The sequence below is a fragment of the Novosphingobium profundi genome, assembly GCF_020524485.1.
In the GTDB taxonomy this organism is placed as follows: Bacteria; Pseudomonadota; Alphaproteobacteria; order Sphingomonadales; family Sphingomonadaceae; genus Novosphingobium; species Novosphingobium profundi_A.
In genome coordinates, this window is record NZ_JAIVLF010000003.1 from 378,347 (window position 1) to 396,180 (window position 17,834).

Annotated in this window: 19 protein-coding genes; 15 read left to right on the top strand and 4 right to left on the bottom strand. The window is 65.1% G+C overall.

From position 1 onward, the window contains the following. Nucleotides 1-52: 52 nt before the first annotated feature. Nucleotides 53-364, top strand: a complete 312-nt coding sequence (locus LC060_RS07965; RefSeq protein ID WP_226634315.1) for a GIY-YIG nuclease family protein — start codon at nucleotides 53-55, stop codon at nucleotides 362-364. Nucleotides 365-560: 196 nt separating this feature from the next. Here the strand turns inward: LC060_RS07965 and desA are convergent, their stop codons facing one another. Both desA and LC060_RS07975 read right to left on the bottom strand, forming a co-directional pair. Next, a complete protein-coding gene (desA, locus tag LC060_RS07970; RefSeq protein ID WP_226634317.1) occupies nucleotides 561-1,970 on the bottom strand; it encodes a syringate O-demethylase in 1,410 nt (469 codons plus the stop codon). Nucleotides 1,971-2,023: 53 nt separating this feature from the next. Beyond that, on the bottom strand, nucleotides 2,024-2,782 hold the full coding sequence (locus tag LC060_RS07975; RefSeq protein WP_226634319.1) for an alpha/beta fold hydrolase: 759 nt from the start codon (nucleotides 2,780-2,782) through the stop codon (nucleotides 2,024-2,026). A 75-nt stretch (nucleotides 2,783-2,857) separates the two neighbouring features. Here LC060_RS07975 and LC060_RS07980 point away from each other — a divergent pair, with 75 nt between their 5' ends. The 6 genes from LC060_RS07980 to LC060_RS08005 all read left to right on the top strand — a co-directional run bounded on the left by LC060_RS07980 (nucleotide 2,858) and on the right by LC060_RS08005 (nucleotide 7,264). Next, nucleotides 2,858-3,727 (top strand): methylenetetrahydrofolate reductase, encoded by an 870-nt coding sequence (locus LC060_RS07980; RefSeq protein WP_226634321.1) that lies wholly within the window; start codon nucleotides 2,858-2,860, stop codon nucleotides 3,725-3,727. A gap of 108 nt (nucleotides 3,728-3,835) precedes the next feature. After that, the gene (gene purU, locus LC060_RS07985) at nucleotides 3,836-4,693 is read left to right on the top strand and encodes a formyltetrahydrofolate deformylase (RefSeq protein WP_226634323.1); all 858 of its coding nucleotides are present in this window, start codon (nucleotides 3,836-3,838) and stop codon (nucleotides 4,691-4,693) included. A 5-nt stretch (nucleotides 4,694-4,698) separates the two neighbouring features. Next, complete coding sequence (locus LC060_RS07990; protein WP_226634326.1) at nucleotides 4,699-5,568, top strand: bifunctional 5,10-methylenetetrahydrofolate dehydrogenase/5,10-methenyltetrahydrofolate cyclohydrolase; 870 nt, start codon at nucleotides 4,699-4,701, stop codon at nucleotides 5,566-5,568. Continuing rightward, nucleotides 5,565-5,990, top strand: a complete 426-nt coding sequence (locus tag LC060_RS07995; protein ID WP_226634328.1) for a dihydroneopterin aldolase — start codon at nucleotides 5,565-5,567, stop codon at nucleotides 5,988-5,990. Before LC060_RS07990 ends, LC060_RS07995 begins: the two co-directional genes overlap by 4 nt. After that, nucleotides 5,987-6,397, top strand: coding sequence for a protocatechuate 4,5-dioxygenase subunit alpha (gene ligA / locus LC060_RS08000; protein ID WP_148628824.1), 411 nt, complete (start codon nucleotides 5,987-5,989; stop codon nucleotides 6,395-6,397). Before LC060_RS07995 ends, ligA begins: the two co-directional genes overlap by 4 nt. A gap of 21 nt (nucleotides 6,398-6,418) precedes the next feature. Continuing rightward, nucleotides 6,419-7,264: a class III extradiol dioxygenase subunit beta gene (locus LC060_RS08005; protein ID WP_226634329.1), complete on the top strand. Its 846-nt coding sequence runs from the start codon at nucleotides 6,419-6,421 to the stop codon at nucleotides 7,262-7,264. A 115-nt stretch (nucleotides 7,265-7,379) separates the two neighbouring features. On the opposite strand, the gene LC060_RS08010 is transcribed toward LC060_RS08005, so the two are convergent. Then, nucleotides 7,380-8,693 (bottom strand): MFS transporter, encoded by a 1,314-nt coding sequence (locus LC060_RS08010; RefSeq protein WP_226634331.1) that lies wholly within the window; start codon nucleotides 8,691-8,693, stop codon nucleotides 7,380-7,382. Nucleotides 8,694-8,885: 192 nt separating this feature from the next. On the opposite strand from LC060_RS08010, the gene cyoA reads away from it, so the two are divergent. The 8 genes from cyoA (at nucleotide 8,886) to LC060_RS08050 (ending at nucleotide 16,655) form a co-directional block, all read left to right on the top strand. Continuing rightward, on the top strand, nucleotides 8,886-10,151 hold the full coding sequence (gene cyoA, locus LC060_RS08015) for a ubiquinol oxidase subunit II (RefSeq protein WP_226634333.1): 1,266 nt from the start codon (nucleotides 8,886-8,888) through the stop codon (nucleotides 10,149-10,151). Nucleotides 10,152-10,155: 4 nt separating this feature from the next. Beyond that, a complete protein-coding gene (gene cyoB, locus LC060_RS08020) occupies nucleotides 10,156-12,165 on the top strand; it encodes a cytochrome o ubiquinol oxidase subunit I (protein ID WP_226634335.1) in 2,010 nt (669 codons plus the stop codon). 27 nt (nucleotides 12,166-12,192) lie between these two features. After that, the gene (gene cyoC / locus LC060_RS08025; protein ID WP_148628997.1) at nucleotides 12,193-12,828 is read left to right on the top strand and encodes a cytochrome o ubiquinol oxidase subunit III; all 636 of its coding nucleotides are present in this window, start codon (nucleotides 12,193-12,195) and stop codon (nucleotides 12,826-12,828) included. After that, nucleotides 12,828-13,208 (top strand): cytochrome o ubiquinol oxidase subunit IV, encoded by a 381-nt coding sequence (gene cyoD / locus LC060_RS08030; protein ID WP_039391053.1) that lies wholly within the window; start codon nucleotides 12,828-12,830, stop codon nucleotides 13,206-13,208. Before cyoC ends, cyoD begins: the two co-directional genes overlap by 1 nt. A 17-nt stretch (nucleotides 13,209-13,225) precedes the next feature. Beyond that, nucleotides 13,226-13,963, top strand: coding sequence for an SURF1 family protein (locus tag LC060_RS08035; RefSeq protein WP_226634337.1), 738 nt, complete (start codon nucleotides 13,226-13,228; stop codon nucleotides 13,961-13,963). Beyond that, on the top strand, nucleotides 13,933-15,258 hold the full coding sequence (locus LC060_RS08040; RefSeq protein WP_413465095.1) for an ATP-binding protein: 1,326 nt from the start codon (nucleotides 13,933-13,935) through the stop codon (nucleotides 15,256-15,258). The genes LC060_RS08035 and LC060_RS08040 overlap by 31 nt, the downstream gene beginning before the upstream one ends. Next, nucleotides 15,255-15,821, top strand: coding sequence for a response regulator transcription factor (locus LC060_RS08045; RefSeq protein ID WP_226634339.1), 567 nt, complete (start codon nucleotides 15,255-15,257; stop codon nucleotides 15,819-15,821). The genes LC060_RS08040 and LC060_RS08045 overlap by 4 nt, the downstream gene beginning before the upstream one ends. A 396-nt stretch (nucleotides 15,822-16,217) precedes the next feature. Next, nucleotides 16,218-16,655, top strand: coding sequence for a PilZ domain-containing protein (locus tag LC060_RS08050; protein ID WP_226634341.1), 438 nt, complete (start codon nucleotides 16,218-16,220; stop codon nucleotides 16,653-16,655). A 167-nt stretch (nucleotides 16,656-16,822) separates the two neighbouring features. Here the strand turns inward: LC060_RS08050 and LC060_RS08055 are convergent, their stop codons facing one another. After that, nucleotides 16,823-17,797 (bottom strand): MarR family transcriptional regulator, encoded by a 975-nt coding sequence (locus tag LC060_RS08055; RefSeq protein ID WP_226634342.1) that lies wholly within the window; start codon nucleotides 17,795-17,797, stop codon nucleotides 16,823-16,825. Nucleotides 17,798-17,834: the final 37 nt, after the last annotated feature.

Sequence of the window (17,834 nt, forward strand, 5' to 3'; positions counted from 1 at the left end):
TTCACCGCCTTCGTCATTCCCGCGAAGGCGGGAATCCAGTAGCAACCTCGCCATGAAGGATACCTTCGCGCCCTCAGTCTACATGCTTGCCTCGGGCCGAAACGGCACGCTCTACACCGGAGTTACGTCGAATCTGATCCACCGCGTCGCCCAGCACCGCAGCCATCATTTCGATGGCTTCAGCACGCGTTATGGAACCAAGCTTCTGGTTTGGTTCGAAATGCACGCCACGATGGAACATGCGATCAAGCGAGAGAAGCGGATCAAGAAATGGAACCGGGGCTGGAAGCTCCGGCTGATCGAGGAAGGCAATGCGCAGTGGCGCGATCTGGCCACTGATCTGGGTTTTGAAGCGCTGCGCTGACTGGATTCCCGCCTTCGCGGGAATGACGAAGAGTTGGATGCTCACGCACGCGGCGACAATCTACTTTACCAGACCGTGATCGGACGTTCCGCTTCCCACCCTTACTAGCCAGCCCACGCAGCGTCACGAAAAAGGGGCCACCGGTGTCCCGGCAGCCCCTCCTCTCTCACACTCGCCAGAGTGTTCGGGTGTTCGTTCAGGCCTTGGCCTTGGTGCGCCAGCCGTCGGCGTAGTTGTCGCGGGCGACTTCCGAATAGGGAACCGAGGCGACGACCGCCTTGATCTGGGTCTGCTCGTGCGGCTCGACGGTGGGCTTGCGGGTGCCGCCATCGGGCTCGCCCCAGACCAGCGTCACTTCGGTGCCCGGCTCGGCGATGCTTTCATCGACCATGGCGAGCGAGAGGAAGCGGCCCTCGTTCTGGGTGTAACCGATCCAGGTCGAGATACCGGCCATCTTGCCGTCGGCATCGAGCACCATGTCGTAGGGGTGCATCGCGTAGACCGCGCTCGGGTAGTCCATGTACTTGGCGCGCGGCGCGCCCTTGGTCAGCATCGAGGACTGGACGCGCATCACGTCTTCGTTGTCGAGCGCGAGCGTGACCTTCTTGCGCTTGGGCTGGTCGACCATCTTTTCAAGCGCTTCGCGGCCGATGAAATCGTGGTCGAACTTGACCATGATGCCGTAGCCCAGTTCCCAGGGGTTGAGGTAGTAGTCCTCGATGTTGTCCGAGACGAACGAGCCGCCCAGCGAGGTCATGCCCTCATAGCACTTGGCGCCGGCCCATTCGCGGAAGCCCTTGGAGCCTTCGCCGGTGTAGAGCGCGGGCAGCGGCGAGGGAATCCAGCCCGATTCCAGAGTGTTCGAGCTGTAGGTACGGCCGCCCGAGGGACGGATGCCGAATTCCTCACCCGCCGCCAGGAGCGCGGTGCGCACCTTGTCGTAGTCCTTCCAGGGACCGAACAGTTCGTAGCCCGGCTGGCCGGCCATGCCGTGACGCAGCGCGCGCACTTCGACACCGTCGATCATGACTGGCGCCATGTGGAAGAACTTGAGGTCGGGCGGGGTCTGGCCCATCGCCTTTTCCAGCGTCTTCATGGCGTTGGGGCCCTGAAGCTGGAAGCGATAGTTGCGGCGGTAGCCCTGCTGGTCGGCCGGACGCGCGGCGGTGCGCTCGTCACGCTCGATCTTGACGTTCCACTTGCCGGTCTGGGCCCAGTATTCGACCCATTCGATGGTCGGCGCGCGGCCGACGAGCTCGAAAGTCTCTTCCTCGAGGTAGAACAGGATGACGTCGCCGATGACGTAGCCTTCCGGGGTAACCGGCGCGAACTGCTTGGCGCGGTTCGGCTTGAAGCCCTTGAAGCTGTTGGGCGCGAGGTACGAAAGCATCTCGAAGGCGTCGGGGCCGGTGACCAGAAGGTCGACCATGTGGAAGCTCTGGTTGAAGAGCACCGCAGTCTCGGCCCAGGCGCGCTGTTCGTCGCGCCAGTTCGAGTATTCGCCCGGAACGCCCGGATAGACGTTGGGACCAGTCTGCTGGTTACGCAGGAACTCGACGATATCTCCCTTTTCGTCGAGCAGCTGCTGAAGGGTTTGTCCGGTCATGTCAGCTATGCCTTTCAGGTTGGTTGGTTGTTGTTTGGGTTCGTGTGTGAACTTCAGGCGGCGGACGGCGCGTCGACGCTGGCCTTGAGCCAGCGGCGCAGCGCCGCGTTGAAAGCCTCGGGTGCCTCGGCCGGGGCCATGTGGCCGGCCTTGGGGATCACCGTCAGCGGACAGGGATCGGCCCAGTGGGGCGCGATGGTATCGGCAATGTCCTGGTGCTGCGCGGGCGGCGCCCAGGCATCGTCCTCGCCCACCATCAGCGCGACAGGGCAGGTCAGCGAAGTCAGCACGTCTTCGACATCGGGACGGTGCAGAAGCGCCTCGATTTGCGCTTCGAAGACCTCTTGCCCGGCGCGCAGGCACATCGTGCGCAGCGCCTGATAGAGATCGGCATCTTCGCGGCGTTCAGGGCCGATCATCGGCGGAAGCCAGGTGTCGACAAGCGCGCCGAAGCCTTGCGTGCGGCCAATGTCGCGCAGCGCGTGGCGCTTGGCGGGCTCACCCTCGCGCACGGGATGGATGCCCGTGTCGGCCAGCGCCAGGCGCACAACGCGCGTGGGGGCCATACGGCAGACCTCGAGCGCGACGCGCGCGCCCATGGAATGGCCAAACAGCGATACGCGCGGAGCAATACGGTCGAGCACGTAATCGGCCATAGCTTCCAGGCTGCTCGCGCCGCCATAAAAGCCATCGATTACCATCGCTTCGGGAAACGCGTCGAGCTGCGCGCCGAACATCCCCGAGTCGCACAACAGACCCGGCAGAATCACGAGCGCTTCGGCGCCCTCCTCATCCCATTTTTTCGTATCCATGAATTTTCATCTATACGAAGCGAGCGCGCTCCGCTAGAGGGTAATGCAACAAGACTGAGAAGGGAGAGAGAATCGGTGAGCACTCCGATCATCCATCCGAACTGGGCGCGTCCGGCCATCAACATGGTGGAAGGCTACTCGCTTGAAATGACCGCCAAGGACATCGAGTCGCTGCGCGAGGCCGCCCCCGGCATTGCGCCCGACACCCCGATTGCCGTGACCTTCCTGCCCGGTGAAGCCTTCGAGGCCCGCATTGCAGCAGCGCGTCTCGTGCGCGAGCTCGGCTTCGAGCCGATGCCCCACTTCTCGGCACGCCGGATTGTCTCCGAAGACGAATTCCGTGAGTACCTGAAGGCGGTGACCAAGGAAGCGGGCGTGAAGCGCTGCTTCGTCATCGCGGGCGACCCGTCCGAGCCCGAAGGGCCCTTCGCGGACAGCTCCGCCCTGATCGCGACCGGCGCCTTCGAGGACGCCGGGATCACGGCGATCGGCATCGGCGGCCACCCCGAAGGCCACCCCAACATGTCGGACGAGGAATGCTGGAGCGTGCTCCAGACCAAGTGCGACGAGATCGAGAAGCGCGGCATGGCCCCGCTGATCGTCACCCAGTTCGCCTTCGACGCCGGTGCCGTCCTGTCCTGGCTGGCCGAACTGCGCAAGCGTGGCCTCACAGCGCCTGTGCGTCTGGGCATTCCGGGGCCGGCGGGCATCAAGACCCTGATGCGCTTTGCCGCACGCTGCGGCGTGGGGGCTTCGGCCTCGGTCCTGACCAAGTACGGCATCTCGATCACCAAGCTGATCGGCACCGCGGGCCCGGACAAGCTGGTCGACCAGATCGAGAAGGGCCTCACCGAAGAGCACGGCGCGGTGCGCCTGCACTTCTATCCCTTCGGCGGCCTCACCAAGACGGTGGCCTGGATCAACGACTACGCCAAGTCCCACTGATCTTCCGCCCGTCCCCCGCAGCGCGCGGGGACGGGCATCCGCGTGCCGCCCTACCAGCGCTGGCGCGCCAAACAGAACAACAATATCTCTAGAGAGGAGTCCCACCCCGTGAGCACGACCTATTCGTTGCGCCTGCAGTGCCAGGACAAGGCCGGCATCGTGGCCGCCGTTTCGGTGTTTCTGGCCGAACGCGGCGGCAATATCGTCGACGCGCAGCAGTTCCATGACCAGCTTTCGGGCCGGTTCTTCATGCGCATCGAGTTCATTCCCGGCGAAGGCCAGACCGTCGAGGGCCTGACCAAGGGCTTCGCCGAGACTGTTGCGACCGACGACATGGAGTGGGGCCTTCGCGACAACGCGGTGCCCAAGAAGGTGCTGCTCATGGTCTCCAAGTGGGACCACTGCCTGGGGGACCTTCTCTACCGCAACCGCATCGGCGAACTGGGCATGGAAGTGGTCGGCATTGTCTCCAACCACCCCAAGGAAGTGCTCCACACCTCCCTGATGAACGGCCTGCCCTACCACCACCTGCCGATCACCAAGGACACCAAGCCCCAACAGGAAGCGCAGATCAAGCAGGTCGTGAACGAGACCGGAGCCGAGCTGATCGTGCTCGCGCGCTACATGCAGATCCTCTCGGACGATCTCGCCGCGTTCCTTTCGGGCCGCTGCATCAACATCCACCACTCGTTCCTGCCCGGCTTCAAGGGCGCCAAGCCCTACCACCAGGCCTTCGACCGCGGCGTCAAGATGATCGGCGCGACCGCGCACTACGTCACCGCCGACCTCGACGAAGGCCCGATCATCCACCAGGACGTGGAGCGCGTGACCCACGCCGACATGCCCGAGGAACTGGTCCGCAAGGGCCGCGACATCGAGCGCCGCGTGCTCGCCGAAGCCGTGCGCCTGCATCTGGATGACCGCGTCTTCATGAACGGGGCCCGCACCGTCGTCTTCAAGGACTGACCCAGATGGCGGAGCGTATCGACGGCAAGGCCATGGCCCGGGCCATGCTCGCCGAGACCACGGCCGCCGTGGCCGACCTTGAGGCGCGGGGGATCTCCCCCGCCCTCGCCGTCGTCCTCGTCGGCGCGGACCCGGCCAGCGAAGTCTATGTCGGGCGCAAGGTGCGCGAGTGCGAGAAGGCGGGCATCCGCTCGATCGAGCATCGCCTCGCCGCCGACACCGACGAGGAGGCGCTGATCGCGCTCATCGACGCGATGAACGCGGACGACGCCATCCACGGCATCCTCATCCAGCTGCCGCTGCCAGCCCACATCAACGCCAGCCGGGTCCTCGACCGGATCACGCCGGGCAAGGACGTCGACGGCTTCCACCCGGTCAACGTCGGGCGCCTCTCGACCGGCACGGGCGGCCTTGTCCCGTGCACACCGCTGGGCATCATGAAGCTGCTCGACTCGGTGATCGAGGACTACCGCGGCCTTGATGCCGTGGTCATCGGCAAGTCGAACATCGTGGGCAAGCCTGTGGCGATGCTCCTTCTCGAACGCGAGGCGACGGTCACCGTCACCCACATCGAGACCAAGGGCCTGCCCGACATCGCCCGCAAGGCCGACATCATCGTCGCCGCCGCAGGTGCCCCGCATCTGGTCCGCGGCTACTGGGTCAAGGAAGGCGCCGTCGTCATCGACGTGGGCATCACCCGCGTCACCGACCACGACGGCCACACGAAGATCGTCGGCGACTGCGCCACGCACGAGCTGGAACACGCCCGCGCGGTGACCCCCGTGCCCGGAGGCGTGGGCCCCATGACCATCGCCTGCCTCCTTGCCAACACGGTAAGCGCGGCGCGCGCCACTCTCGAAAGCGAACCGGCATGAACCAGATTGCACCGCAAGGCTTTACCGGCGTCACCACCCACGCGCTCACCACCGTGCGGGTGCGCGACCTGGAACTCCTGGCCGACATCGGCATCAACCCCGACGAGGTGGGCCGGCGCCAGCCGCTCGTCCTCACCGTCGAGCTGGAGCTGACCGGCACGGGCATCACCGCGATCGACGAGACCGTCGACTACCGCCGCGTGGTGGCCGCGGCCGAAGCGCTCGCGCTCGTCCACATCCCGCTGATCGAGACCTTCGGCCAGCGCCTTGCCGAAGAGTGCCTCGGCTGGCCCTGCGTCCAGCAGGCGCGCGTCAGCATCGACAAGCCCTTTGCCCTCACCCGCGGGATGGCGGGCGTCGAGGTCATCATGACAAGACCGGTCCGCTTCCCCGGGCCCAATGGAGAGGAGACCCGCCCATGACCCGCGTCACCGACGTCGCGTCCTACCTGGCCGAATTCGACGACATTCCCGGCACCCGCGTGTTCATCGCCAAGCGCGCGCGCGCCGGATACCACCTCAATCAGTTCGCGATGAGCCTGATGAAGCCGGAGAACCGCGAACGCTTCAAGGCTGACGAGCGCGCCTATCTGGATGAGTGGCCGATGAGCGAGGAGCAGAAGGAAGCCCTGCTCGCGCGCGACTACAACCGCCTGCTCGACCTTGGCGGCAACGTCTACTTTCTCGCCAAGGTCTTCTCGACCGACGGCCTCTCCTTCGTCCAGGCGGTCTCCACCATGACCGGCATGAGCGTCGAGGAGTACCAGGCGATGATGGTCGGCGGCGGCCGCTCGCCCGAAGGCGCGCGCTCGATCAAAGACAAGACCTGAAGTTTCAAAGGAGAGATCCCGATGGCCCGCATCACCGCCGGAATCGGCTGCAGCCACGTCCCCGTCCTGGGCTTTGCCCATGACCACAAGAAGACCCAGGAACCGATCTTCAAGCCCGCCTTCGACGGGTTCGACTGGACCCGCAAGTGGATGAAGGAAGAGGCCAAGCCCGACGTCGTCATCCTCGTCTACAACGACCACGCCAGCTTCTTCGACATGAAGATCATCCCGACCTTCGCGATCGGGTGCGGCGAGCGTTTCGGGATCTGCGACGAAGGCTTCGGCCCCCGTCCGGTGCCCGATGTCGAAGGCAGCCCGGACCTGGCCTGGCACATCGCCCAGAGCCTGATCCTCGATGAATTCGACATGACCATCGTCAACGAGATGGACGTCGACCATGGCCTGACCGTCCCGCTCACCATGATGTACGGCGATGTACCCGAGTGGCCGGTCAAGGTGATCCCGCTCGCGGTCAACGTCGTGACCTACCCGCCGCCGTCGGGCAACCGCTGCTGGGCGCTGGGCGAGGCCATCGCGCGCGCCGTTGCCAGCTTCCCCGAAGACCTCAACGTCCAGGTCTGGGGCACGGGTGGCATGAGCCACCAGCTGCAGGGTCCGCGCGCGGGCCTCATCAACGCGGAGTGGGACAACCGCTTCCTCGACAAGCTCACCGGCGACACCGACGAGCTGCGCATGATCGAGCACGTCGAGTATCTGCGCGAGACCGGCTCGGAAGGCATCGAGATGGTCATGTGGCTGATCATGCGCGGCGCGCTGGGCAAGGCGACCAAGGCACTGCACCGCCACTACCACGTGCCGGTCTCCAACACCGCGCTGGGGCACATCGTGCTTGAGCCGACCGGCTGACGGCACTCTCTCCCGACATACGAAAAGGCCCGGTTACGCAGGTAGCGTAACCGGGCCTTTTTTTTTTCATGCTTGGTCGTGGCCGGCCTCCCCCGGAAGGGAGGCCGTGAGCCTCTTAGCGGCGGCTGGCGAGGCTGCGGTTGAACCACAGCGCGAGCAGCGTCGCGACCGCGCCCGAGAAGAGGTAGGCGCCCGAAGCCATGAGACCGAAGTTGGCCGAAAGCAGCAGCGCGACGAGCGGCGCGAAACCGGCACCGAAAAGCCAGGAAAGGTCGCTGGTGAGCGCCGAGCCGGTGTAGCGGTACTCGGTCGGGAACTCGGAGGAGACGACACCCGAGGACTGGCCGAAGGCGAGGCCCAGGATGATGAAGCCGATGACCATGAACAGGATCTCGCCCATCGCGCCGCCATCAAGGAGGAGCGGCGCGAAGCCCGAGAACACGGCGATCGCGACCGCGCACGAGCCGAGCAGCGTGCGGCGGCCGAACTTGTCGGCAAGGTAGCCCGAGGCGAGCACGGCGACGACGCCGAAGGCCGCGGCCATCGCTTCGATCAGAAGGAAGCTGACCGGCGTGTCCGAGGTAAACAGGAACACCCACGAAAGCGGGAAGACGGTGACCATGTGGAACAGCGCGAAGCTGGCAAGCGGGGCAAAAGCGCCCAGAACGATGGTCTTGCCAGCCTTGCTCAGGGTCGAGCTGATGCTGGTGGCCTGGAGGTCGCGGGTGTCGAACAGGTGCTGGAATTCCTCGGTGACCACGATGCGCAGACGCGCAAAGAGCGCGACGACGTTGATCGCGAAGGCCACGAAGAACGGGAAGCGCCAGCCAAAGGCGAGGAAGTCCTCGGCCGGGAGCGCGGTCACCATGTAGGCGAACAGCAGGCTGGCGACCATCAGGCCGAAGGGCGCGCCAAGCTGCGGGATCATGGCGTACCAGCCGCGCTTTTCCTCGGGCGCGTTGAGCGCGAGGAGCGAGGCAAGGCCGTCCCAGGTGCCGCCAAGCGCAAAGCCCTGGCCCAGGCGCAGCAGCGCGAGCGCCCAGATCGTGCTGGCACCCACGGTCTCGTAGGCAGGGAGGAACGCGATGGCCGCGGTCGATCCGCCCAGCAGGAACAGCGCGATGGTCAGCTTGGTGCCACGGCCGTAGGCGCGGTCGATGGCCATGAAGAAGACCGAACCAAAGGGGCGGGCGACGAAGGCCAGTGCGAAGATCGCGAAGGAGTAGATCGTGCCCGTCAGCGCATCCACGAAAGGAAAGAACAGCGACGGAAACACGAGCACCGAGGCGATGCCATAGACGAAGAAGTCGAAGAACTCGGACGTACGGCCGATGATCACGCCGATCGCGATCTCGCCGGGCGAGGGTTCGTGGTGCCCCTTCAAGGCTGGGAGCCCCAGGGCTTCGCGGGTCGGACTAAGTGTGCTCATTGCAATACTGCGGCCTTCATCTGTCATGACTGGTTCGGCCCTGGCGCGGACCGGCAGGCACGAATCATTTTTCAGGCGCCACGCGGAGCGCCCGGGTCGATACCTGTGGCCCTATCGTCATTGATACGCATCAAGTGGATTGGACAAAATGTCCTATGTTCGCTCCCGCAGCATAGTCCTAGGCGCAGCGCCATGCGCTCTCCAGAGTCCCGAACGATGCCGCGCCGTCCTGTAGCGCCGCCCCGAGCCCCAGTCACCCGTATTGCCGCCGCACTGGCGCTGACGGGTGCCCTTTCCGCCTGCAACACCGTCGTGCTCAAGCCGGCGGGTGACGTTGCGCAGCAGCAGGGGGACCTCGTCGTCATATCGACCCTCCTGATGCTGCTCATCATCGTCCCCGTCATTGCGCTGACGCTGTTCTTCGCGTTCAAGTACCGCGCGTCGAACAAGGAGGCGAACTACCAGCCCGACTGGGATCACTCGACCCAGCTCGAACTGGTCATCTGGGCCGCGCCGCTGCTCATCATCATCTGCCTGGGCGCCCTCACCTGGGTGAGCACGCACCTTCTCGACCCCTATCGCACCATCGGGCGAATCGATCCCGAAACCCCGATCAGCGCGCAGGTCGAACCTCTCGAGGTCGACGTTGTCGCGCTCGACTGGAAGTGGCTGTTCATCTACCCCGAGCAGGGCGTGGCGACGGTCAACGAGCTGGTCGTTCCCACCAACCGCCCGCTGCACTTCCGCATTACCGCCTCAAGCGTGATGAACTCGTTCTACGTGCCCGCGATGGCCGGCCAGATCTATGCCATGCCCGGCATGGAGACCCGCCTCAACGCGGTCATGAACCGCACCGGTGACGATTTCGTCGGCTTCTCCGCCAACTACTCGGGCGCGGGCTTCTCCGGCATGCGCTTCCCCGTCCGTTCGGTTGACGATGCTGGCTTTGCCAGCTGGGTTGCCGACGTGAAGGACGGCGGCGAGAAGGCGGCTGGCACGCTGGATGCGCCCACGTACCTCGACCTCGAAAAGCCCAGCGAGAACGTTCCTGCGATGCACTTCGCGAACGTCGACGCCAAGCTTTACGGCCGCATCGTCGACATGTGCGTCGAGCCCGGCAAGATGTGCATGAGCGAGATGATGGCGATCGACGCGCGTGGCGGCCTCGGCAAGGCTGGCATCCACAACGTCGAGATGCTGACTTACGACAAGCACGGCCGCGAGGCCGCTCTCGATGCGACCCGCAATCCCGACGCCGCGCTCACCCGCGAGCTGGCCTGGGTGCGCGCCCTGTGTGAACAGGAAGCCGGTGCCGTCATCGACAACACCGTCGAGGCGCCCGAGGACAAGAACTCGCTGACCGGGTTCGGCCTCTCGGCCCCGCAGTCGCTCTCGCTGGCTGGCCAGAACGACTCCCAGAGCACGCTGGCTCGCCCCTCCAAGACTTCCCGGAACTAAGACCATGGCAATCGAAGCCGTAGATCATTCGCACTGGAGCCCGCTATTGGGCCGCCTGTGGTGGGACGCGATCCCACCCGACCCGATCGTGTGGGCCACCTTCGCGGGCGTGATGCTGGGCGGTATCGCCCTCGTCGCCGCCCTCACCTACTTCAAGGTCTGGGGCTATCTCTGGAAGGAGTGGTTCACCAGCGTGGACCACAAGAAGATCGGCATCATGTACATGGTGCTGGGCCTTGTCATGTTCATCCGCGGCTTTGCCGACGCGATCATGATGCGCCTCCAGCAGGCGCTCGCCTTCGGGGGCAGCGAGGGCTACCTCAACGCCCACCACTTCGACCAGGTCTTCACCGCCCACGGCGTGATCATGATCTTCTTTGCGGCCATGCCGTTCGTGACCGGTTTCATGAACTACGTGGTTCCGCTTCAGATCGGCGCCCGCGACGTCAGCTTCCCGTTCCTGAACAACTTCAGCTTCTGGATGACGACTTCGGGCGCGGTGCTGATCATGGCCTCGCTGTTCATCGGTGAGTTCGGGCAAACCGGCTGGCTGGCCTATCCCCCGCTCTCGGGCATCGCCTACAGCCCCTACGTGGGCGTCGACTACTGGATCTGGTCGCTCCAGATCGCTGGTGTCGGTACGCTGCTCTCGGGCGTCAACCTGATCTGCACCATCGTCAAGATGCGCGCTCCGGGCATGAACATGATGAAGATGCCGATCTTCACCTGGACCGCCCTTTGCACCAACATCCTGATCGTGGCGGCCTTCCCGGTCCTGACCGCGGTGCTGACCATGCTGTCGATGGACCGCTACCTGGGCTTCAACTTCTTCACCAACGATCTTGGCGGCAGCGCCATGATGTACGTGAACCTGATCTGGATCTGGGGTCACCCCGAGGTCTACATCCTGATCCTGCCGATCTTCGGCGTGTTCTCGGAAATCACCGCCACCTTCTGCGGCAAGCGCCTCTTCGGCTACACCTCGATGGTCTACGCCACGATGGTCATCACCATCCTGTCGTACATCGTGTGGCTGCACCACTTCTTCACGATGGGTTCGGGCGCGAGCGTCAACTCGTTCTTCGGCATCACCACCATGGTGATCTCGATCCCGACCGGTGCAAAGCTGTTCAACTGGCTCTTCACCATGTACCGCGGCCGCATCCGCTTCGAACTGCCCATGATGTGGACGGTTGCCTTCATGGTCACCTTCACCATCGGCGGCATGACCGGCGTGCTGCTCGCCGTTCCCCCGGCGGACTTCGTCCTCCACAACTCGCTGTTCCTGATCGCCCACTTCCACAACGTGATCATCGGCGGCGTCGTCTTCGGTGTCTTTGCCGGCATCAACTTCTGGTGGCCCAAGGCCTTCGGCTTCAAGCTCCACGAAGGTCTCGGCAAGATTTCGTTCTGGTGCTGGGTGGTGGGCTTCTACCTTGCCTTCATGCCGCTCTACGTGCTGGGCCTCATGGGCGTTACCCGCCGCATGCGCGTCTTCGACGATCCGAGCCTGCACATCTGGTTCATCATTGCCGCCATTGGCGCCGCGGTGATCGCAGCGGGCATCGGCGCCTTCGTCCTCCAGGTCGCCTTCTCGATCTGGAAGCGCAAGGAACTGGCCTGCGACGGCGACCCCTGGGGCGGCCGTACGCTGGAATGGTCGACCACCTCGCCCCCGCCGCACTACAACTTCGCGTTCACCCCGGTCGTCCACGACATTGACGCCTGGGAAGACATGAAGCGCTGCGACGTGGCCGCGCCCAAGTCGGGCTTCCTGGACATCCACATGCCCAGGAACACCGGCACCGGCATCATCCTCGGCGGGATCGCCACGGTCTTCGGCTTTGCCATGATCTGGCAGATCTGGTGGCTCGCCGCGATCACCTTCGTGGGCATGGTCGGCTACTCGATCGCCCATACCTTCAACTACAACCGCGACTATTACATCCCTGCCGATGAAGTCGCGGAAACCGAAGCGGCGGCCCATGGCCAGCCCCTGCCCGCAGGAGCCTGAACCATGACCGCCACGACACGGGACACCATGACCAACTCGACCGCGACCGCGGCCAGCCCCGAAGCGCGCACCGCCGCCTTCTACGAGCTGGAGCCGCACCACCATCCCGAAGGCGCCAGCACCATGCTGGGCTTCTGGATCTACCTGATGAGCGACTGCCTCATCTTCGCGATGCTCTTCGCGGCCTACGGCGTTCTCGGCGGCAACTTTGCCGCCGGGCCCGGCCCCAAGGACCTGTTCGAGCTGCCGCTGATCGCGGTGAACACCGCGATGCTGCTGTTCTCCTCGATCACCTATGGCTTTGCGATGCTGGTGATGGAAAAGGGCAAGGTCCGCGCGACGCAGGGGTGGCTGCTGGTCACCGCCGTCTTCGGCGCTTCGTTCCTTGCCATCGAGCTCTACGAGTTCTCGCACCTGATCCATGAGGGCGCCGGCCCCTGGCGTTCGGGCTTCCTCACCGCGTTCTTCTCGCTGGTGGGCACCCACGGCCTGCACGTCACCTTCGGCCTGATCTGGCTGTTCACGCTCGTCGTGCAGCTTTCGAAGAAGGGCCTGACCCCGGCCAACCAGCGCCGTCTGCAGTGCCTCTCGCTGTTCTGGCACTTCCTCGACGTCATCTGGATCGGCGTCTTCACCTTCGTCTACCTGATGGGAATGCTGTGATGAGCGACCACTCCAACCCCCACGCGGAAGATCACCACGACGACCACGGCGCCGGCCACGGCACCATGCGCGACTACGTGATCGGCTTTCTGCTCTCGGTCATCCTCACCGCCATTCCCTTCTGGCTGGTGATGACCGACGCGATTGCCGACAAGGCGACCACCGCCATCGTCATCATGGCTTTCGCGATCGTGCAGATCGTCGTTCACATGATCTACTTCCTGCACATGAACACCAAGTCCAACAACGGCTGGACGGTCATGGCCCTGATCTTCACGATCATCATCGTGGTCATTGCCCTCTCCGGCTCGCTGTGGGTCATGCATCACCTGAACACCAACATGATGCCGATGCCCCACGACATGGGACAGCTGCCCTGACCCGGCCTGTGGCCGACATGGACACGCAGAAAGAAGCGCGGCGGCCCTGGGGGCTCGCCGCGTTTCTCCTTCTGGCCGCTGTCCTCTTCCTTGCGCTGGGCATCTGGCAGGTCCAGCGCATGCACTGGAAGCATGACCTGATCGCCCGCGTGAACGCACGTGTCACCGCCGCGCCCGTCACACTCCCCACGCCCGATGCGCTCAGCAAGCTGCACAAGGATTCCTACGAATACCTGCGCGTCGAGATCGCCGGGCAGTACCGCCCCGCCGCCACCGCCCTCGTGCGCGCAGCGACGGCCCTTGGCACCGGTTACTGGACGATGACCCTCCTCGAGACCGGGGAGGGTCGCAAGGTCTGGATCAACCGGGGCTACCTGCCCTCGGGCACCGATCTTGCCACCGCCCGCGCCAGCGCGCCCGAAGGCCCCGTCCGCGTGATCGGCCTCGTGCGCCTCTCCGAGCCCGAAGGCAGCCTCCTGCAATCGAACCGGCCCGCCGACGAGCGCTGGTACTCGCGCGACCTCGTAGCGCTTTCGGAAGCCCGCGGGACAGGCCGCAGTGAACCCGTATTCATCGACGTCCAGGAAGAGAAGGCTGAGCGTCCCGCCACGGGCGAGCCCCCCGTTCCCGGCCTTACCGTCATCCACTTTCCAGACAACCACCTCGGCTACGCGCTGACCTGGTTTGCGCTTTGCGCACTCTCGCTTTTCGGAATTTTCCTTGCATGGAGGCGCACAGGCCGCTCATTGGCCTGATGCACCTCATGGCCCCGCCCCCCGCGACCCGCTCGGAAAGCTGGCGCAACGTCTACCTGCTGATGCAGCTGCGCTGGATCGCGGTGATCGGCCAGCTCGTGACGATCGTGGGGGTGGCCCAACTGTTCGCGGTGCGCCTGCCGCTCGGCCCCCTCCTGCTCGCGCCGCTGTTCCTGATCGTCCTCAACTTCACGATCGCAGGCGTCCTCGCGCGGCGCACCAGCTTCCCCCAGCCCGAGCTGTTCTCCGCGCTCCTCATTGATGTCGGCGTTCTGACCTGGCAGCTCTACCATTCGGGCGGCGCGACCAACCCCTTCACTTTCCTGTTCCTGCTGCAGATCGTGATCGGCGCGGTGATCCTGGAGAAGCAGTGGAGCTGGGCCATCGCGGCCATCGCCAGCCTTGCCGTCTTTGCCCTCACCTTCGTCTACATCCCGCTCGAACTGCCCGCCGAGCACCTCGACAATCCCTTCGGCCTCTATCTCCTGGGCAGCCTGTTCTGCTTCATCCTGACCGCCGTGCTGCTCGTCGTTTTCGTGATCCGGCTTGATCGCAACCGTCGCGACAGCACGAGCGCGCTCGCCGAGCTCCAGCAACAGGCGGCCGAGGAAGACCACATCATCCGCATGGGCCTGCTCGCCTCGGGCGCGGCGCACGAACTGGGCACGCCCCTTTCGCTGCTCTCGGTCGTGCTCGGGGACTGGGCGCGCCTCCCCCGCATCGCCGACGATCCCGAGCTGAGCGAGGACCTTGGCGCCATGCGCACAGAGCTTGAGCGCTGCAAGACCATCGTCGGCGGGATCCTCATGTCGGCGGGCGAGATGCGCGGGGTGAACCCGGCCGTCACCACCGTACGGGCCTTCTTCGAGGACCTTCTTGCCGAATGGGATGCCCGCAGCGAGGGCGAACTGCGCTTCCTCGACGAGATCGGCGAGGACATCGTGATCGTGGCCGACCCGGGGCTTCGCCAGGTCATCGGCAATGTCATCGACAACGCCCAGGAAGTCTCGCCCCAGCTCGTCGTGCTGGCGCTCGAACGCCGCGGCGAGGACATCATCGTCACGGTGACCGACCGCGGCCCCGGCTTCACGCCCGAGATGCTGGCGCGGGTCGGCCAGCCCTATTCCTCGACCAAGGGGCGCCCGGGCGGTGGCCTTGGGCTGTTCCTTGTCGTAAACGTGGTGCGCAAGCTTGGCGGACAGGTTCAGGTCGCGAATCTGGACGCGGGCGGCGCCCGTGTGCGCCTGACCCTCCCCCTCGCCGCGCTTGCCTACACCAAGGACGACACGCCATGACCACCTTGCCCGAAGACGGGCCAGCCCCCACCGAGCCCCCCGCCCCCAGCTTGCTCATCGTCGAGGACGATCCGGCCTTTTCGCGCACGCTTGCCCGCTCGTTCGAACGGCGCGGCTACCGCGTGGCCTGCGCGGCCAGCGCGCAGGAAGCCTCCGAGCTCGCCCGCGCGGACCAGTTCGCCTACGCGGTCGTGGACCTGAAGCTGGGCACCGATTCCGGCCTTACCGTGGTGCAGGACCTTCACGAGCACGATCCCGACACCCACATCGTCGTCCTCACCGGCTTTGCCAGCATCGCGACTGCCGTGGAGGCGATCAAGCTCGGCGCCTCGCACTACCTCGCCAAGCCCAGCAATTCCGACGACATCGAAGCCGCCTTCGCGAGCAAGCAGGGCGACGCCACGATACCGGTCGAGGGGCGCAAGACCTCGATCAAGACGCTGGAGTGGGAATATATCCACCAGACCCTGGTGGAGTGTGACTTCAACATCTCCGAAGCGGCCCGCCGCCTTGGTCTCCACCGCCGCACGCTCGCCCGCAAGCTGGAAAAGCGCCGACTGTAGCGCAGGCATCAGGCAGGAGAGGGAGCAGCCGGGTCTCGCTGCGCGGCTCTTGATGCGAGAGGAGAACATCCAAGCCAAGGCAGGAAAATGAGTCCGAGGGCCATCGCCCTCGGGCTCCCCAAACTGTCTAGGTCACTTTTCGCACGCAACCTTGCCCGAGAACGGTGGGGACGCCCTTTGGGAGGCAAGGGGCGATGGCCCCTTGCAAGGACCAGTGCGTCTTCCACTTCGTCCGGCTTGCGATCCGCCAGCTCATATGCCGCCGTAAGGACACATGCCTTGGCGCGTCCCGACTGCAACACCCAAGGCTGCCCCCTTCCGCACAATTGCGGATAGGGCATTTCGCGAGTCCCGCCCTAACGCCGCAGCAGCCCGTTTCGTGACAAGACCGGACCCATGCGCGAAACCGATCCTTCCGATTGCCACGTACGCCGCCGGACCATCACCCGCGCCGCGCTGGAGCATCGCCCCGAAGTACCCTCCGGACGGCGCAGCCAGAGCCGCCTGCGCGTGCGGTTACCGGCCCGGATCGAGACCCTGGCCGAGGATTTCCAAGTCATTCTGGCCGATCTTTCCGGTAACGGCGCGCGCTTCCTGACCGACGCCCGGCTCACCCGGGGCAGCGAGGTCGTGCTGGCCTGGGGCCGCCATGAAGCCTTCGGCGAGGTCGTCTGGTGCGCCCACAACCAGTGTGGCCTTGCGTTCGTCGAACCGCTCGATCGGCGCGTCCTTCTCGACACCCGCGCCCTCAACGATGCAGCCCAGCTGCCCGACGATCGGGCCATGCTCAAGCAGATCGCTTCGCAATGGGTGCGCGGTGTACGCCGCCTCTAGTTCGGCTTGCCAACTCCCCGGGATCCTCCAACTGGATCCCTCACGTCCCGCCCGCTGCCTTCGCCGAGAAGGCCGGGGTTTCCGATTCCGGGGTCAAGGGGCGATGGCCCCTTGAAAGTAGTCCCCCTTCATTATCTTATGGCCCTTGGGGCCCAACTCCCCCACCCTCAAAGCGGCATCGCCCCGGACAGTTCGAGCTGTGCGAAATAGCGCGCCATGGCGTCCTGCGTGGATTGGGAAAGTGCAATGAAGGCCCGTCGTCGGTCGCTGTCATCGCAGACCCGCACGAACAGCCCGGCCTCCACCATCTGGCCGATCCAGCGCAGCGCCGTTGTCGGGGGCACGCCCGAGGCGATGCACAGCGACGTCACCGAAACACGCTTCCCTTCTCCTTGCGAGGCGGTGAGATCGAGCAGCATGTCCCAGGCCGGATCGGCAAAGAGATCGCCTTCGAAGAAGCGCCCGCGCTGCTGGCGCTGGCGCAGGATCCGGCGCACGAGCGCGGCCGGAGGAAGTTCAGGGGGCGTATCGGCCTTGGCGCTCGTTCCAGGCTTCGTCTCGACCCTTTGGCCGAAGTCGAAAACAGGACCATTGCCCGGTACCCCGGCTCCCGATCCGGGTCCCAGCCGCTGGATCTGCCCGGCGATCTGGCCGACCTGTTCGGTCAGCCGTAGCAGCATCAGGCGGTCGTCCTCGGACAGTTCGCGCAGGCGCGTCTGGCCGAAGGTTGCCATGACCCGGCCAAGCGCGAGCACGCGTTCCGCCCGGTCGGGATCGACCAGCAGGATCGGATCGGACTGATCCATGCACGAAAAAACACAGTCGAGCGCCTCCACCGATGTCGAAACGATGAGGCGCGTGCCCGAGCGCCGGGCCGTCTGATCAAGGCGCGCCAGCATGGCGGTGCCGCGCGCATCGACCTGTGGGCAATCGACAAGGACAATGTCCCCCAGCGGCCGGACATCCTCGAACGCGAGATCCTCCAGGCTCCCCGTCGCTGTAACCTCCAGCCCGGCGGCGACCGCGTCTTCGCGTACGCCCGCGCGCAGATTGGGCCTGTCCGCGTAGATTGAGAGCCGGGTACGCGCCTGCCCGGCCTCCCCGTAAGCGAAATCCCCGTGCGAAACGTCCGTCCCTCGCATCTGCCCGACTCCGTAAAGCTCCGATAGAACAGGAGTA

Excerpts from the sequence above, each read along its gene's own strand:
- LC060_RS07995 (WP_226634328.1), top strand. The coding sequence starts at position 5,565 with ATGAACCAGATTGCACCGCAAGGCTTTACCGGCGTCACCACCCACGCG.
- cyoB (WP_226634335.1), top strand. The coding sequence starts at position 10,156 with ATGGCAATCGAAGCCGTAGATCATTCGCACTGGAGCCCGCTATTGGGC.
- cyoD (WP_039391053.1), top strand. The coding sequence starts at position 12,828 with ATGAGCGACCACTCCAACCCCCACGCGGAAGATCACCACGACGACCAC.
- LC060_RS07975 (WP_226634319.1), bottom strand. The coding sequence starts at position 2,782 with ATGGATACGAAAAAATGGGATGAGGAGGGCGCCGAAGCGCTCGTGATT.
- LC060_RS08045 (WP_226634339.1), top strand. The coding sequence starts at position 15,255 with ATGACCACCTTGCCCGAAGACGGGCCAGCCCCCACCGAGCCCCCCGCC.
- LC060_RS07965 (WP_226634315.1), top strand. The coding sequence starts at position 53 with ATGAAGGATACCTTCGCGCCCTCAGTCTACATGCTTGCCTCGGGCCGA.
- ligA (WP_148628824.1), top strand. The coding sequence starts at position 5,987 with ATGACCCGCGTCACCGACGTCGCGTCCTACCTGGCCGAATTCGACGAC.
- LC060_RS08010 (WP_226634331.1), bottom strand. The coding sequence starts at position 8,693 with ATGAGCACACTTAGTCCGACCCGCGAAGCCCTGGGGCTCCCAGCCTTG.
- LC060_RS08040 (WP_413465095.1), top strand. The coding sequence starts at position 13,933 with ATGGAGGCGCACAGGCCGCTCATTGGCCTGATGCACCTCATGGCCCCG.
- LC060_RS08050 (WP_226634341.1), top strand. The coding sequence starts at position 16,218 with ATGCGCGAAACCGATCCTTCCGATTGCCACGTACGCCGCCGGACCATC.
- cyoC (WP_148628997.1), top strand. The coding sequence starts at position 12,193 with ATGACCAACTCGACCGCGACCGCGGCCAGCCCCGAAGCGCGCACCGCC.
- cyoA (WP_226634333.1), top strand. The coding sequence starts at position 8,886 with ATGCGCTCTCCAGAGTCCCGAACGATGCCGCGCCGTCCTGTAGCGCCG.
- desA (WP_226634317.1), bottom strand. The coding sequence starts at position 1,970 with ATGACCGGACAAACCCTTCAGCAGCTGCTCGACGAAAAGGGAGATATC.
- LC060_RS08035 (WP_226634337.1), top strand. The coding sequence starts at position 13,226 with ATGGACACGCAGAAAGAAGCGCGGCGGCCCTGGGGGCTCGCCGCGTTT.
- LC060_RS08055 (WP_226634342.1), bottom strand. The coding sequence starts at position 17,797 with ATGCGAGGGACGGACGTTTCGCACGGGGATTTCGCTTACGGGGAGGCC.
- LC060_RS07990 (WP_226634326.1), top strand. The coding sequence starts at position 4,699 with ATGGCGGAGCGTATCGACGGCAAGGCCATGGCCCGGGCCATGCTCGCC.
- LC060_RS08005 (WP_226634329.1), top strand. The coding sequence starts at position 6,419 with ATGGCCCGCATCACCGCCGGAATCGGCTGCAGCCACGTCCCCGTCCTG.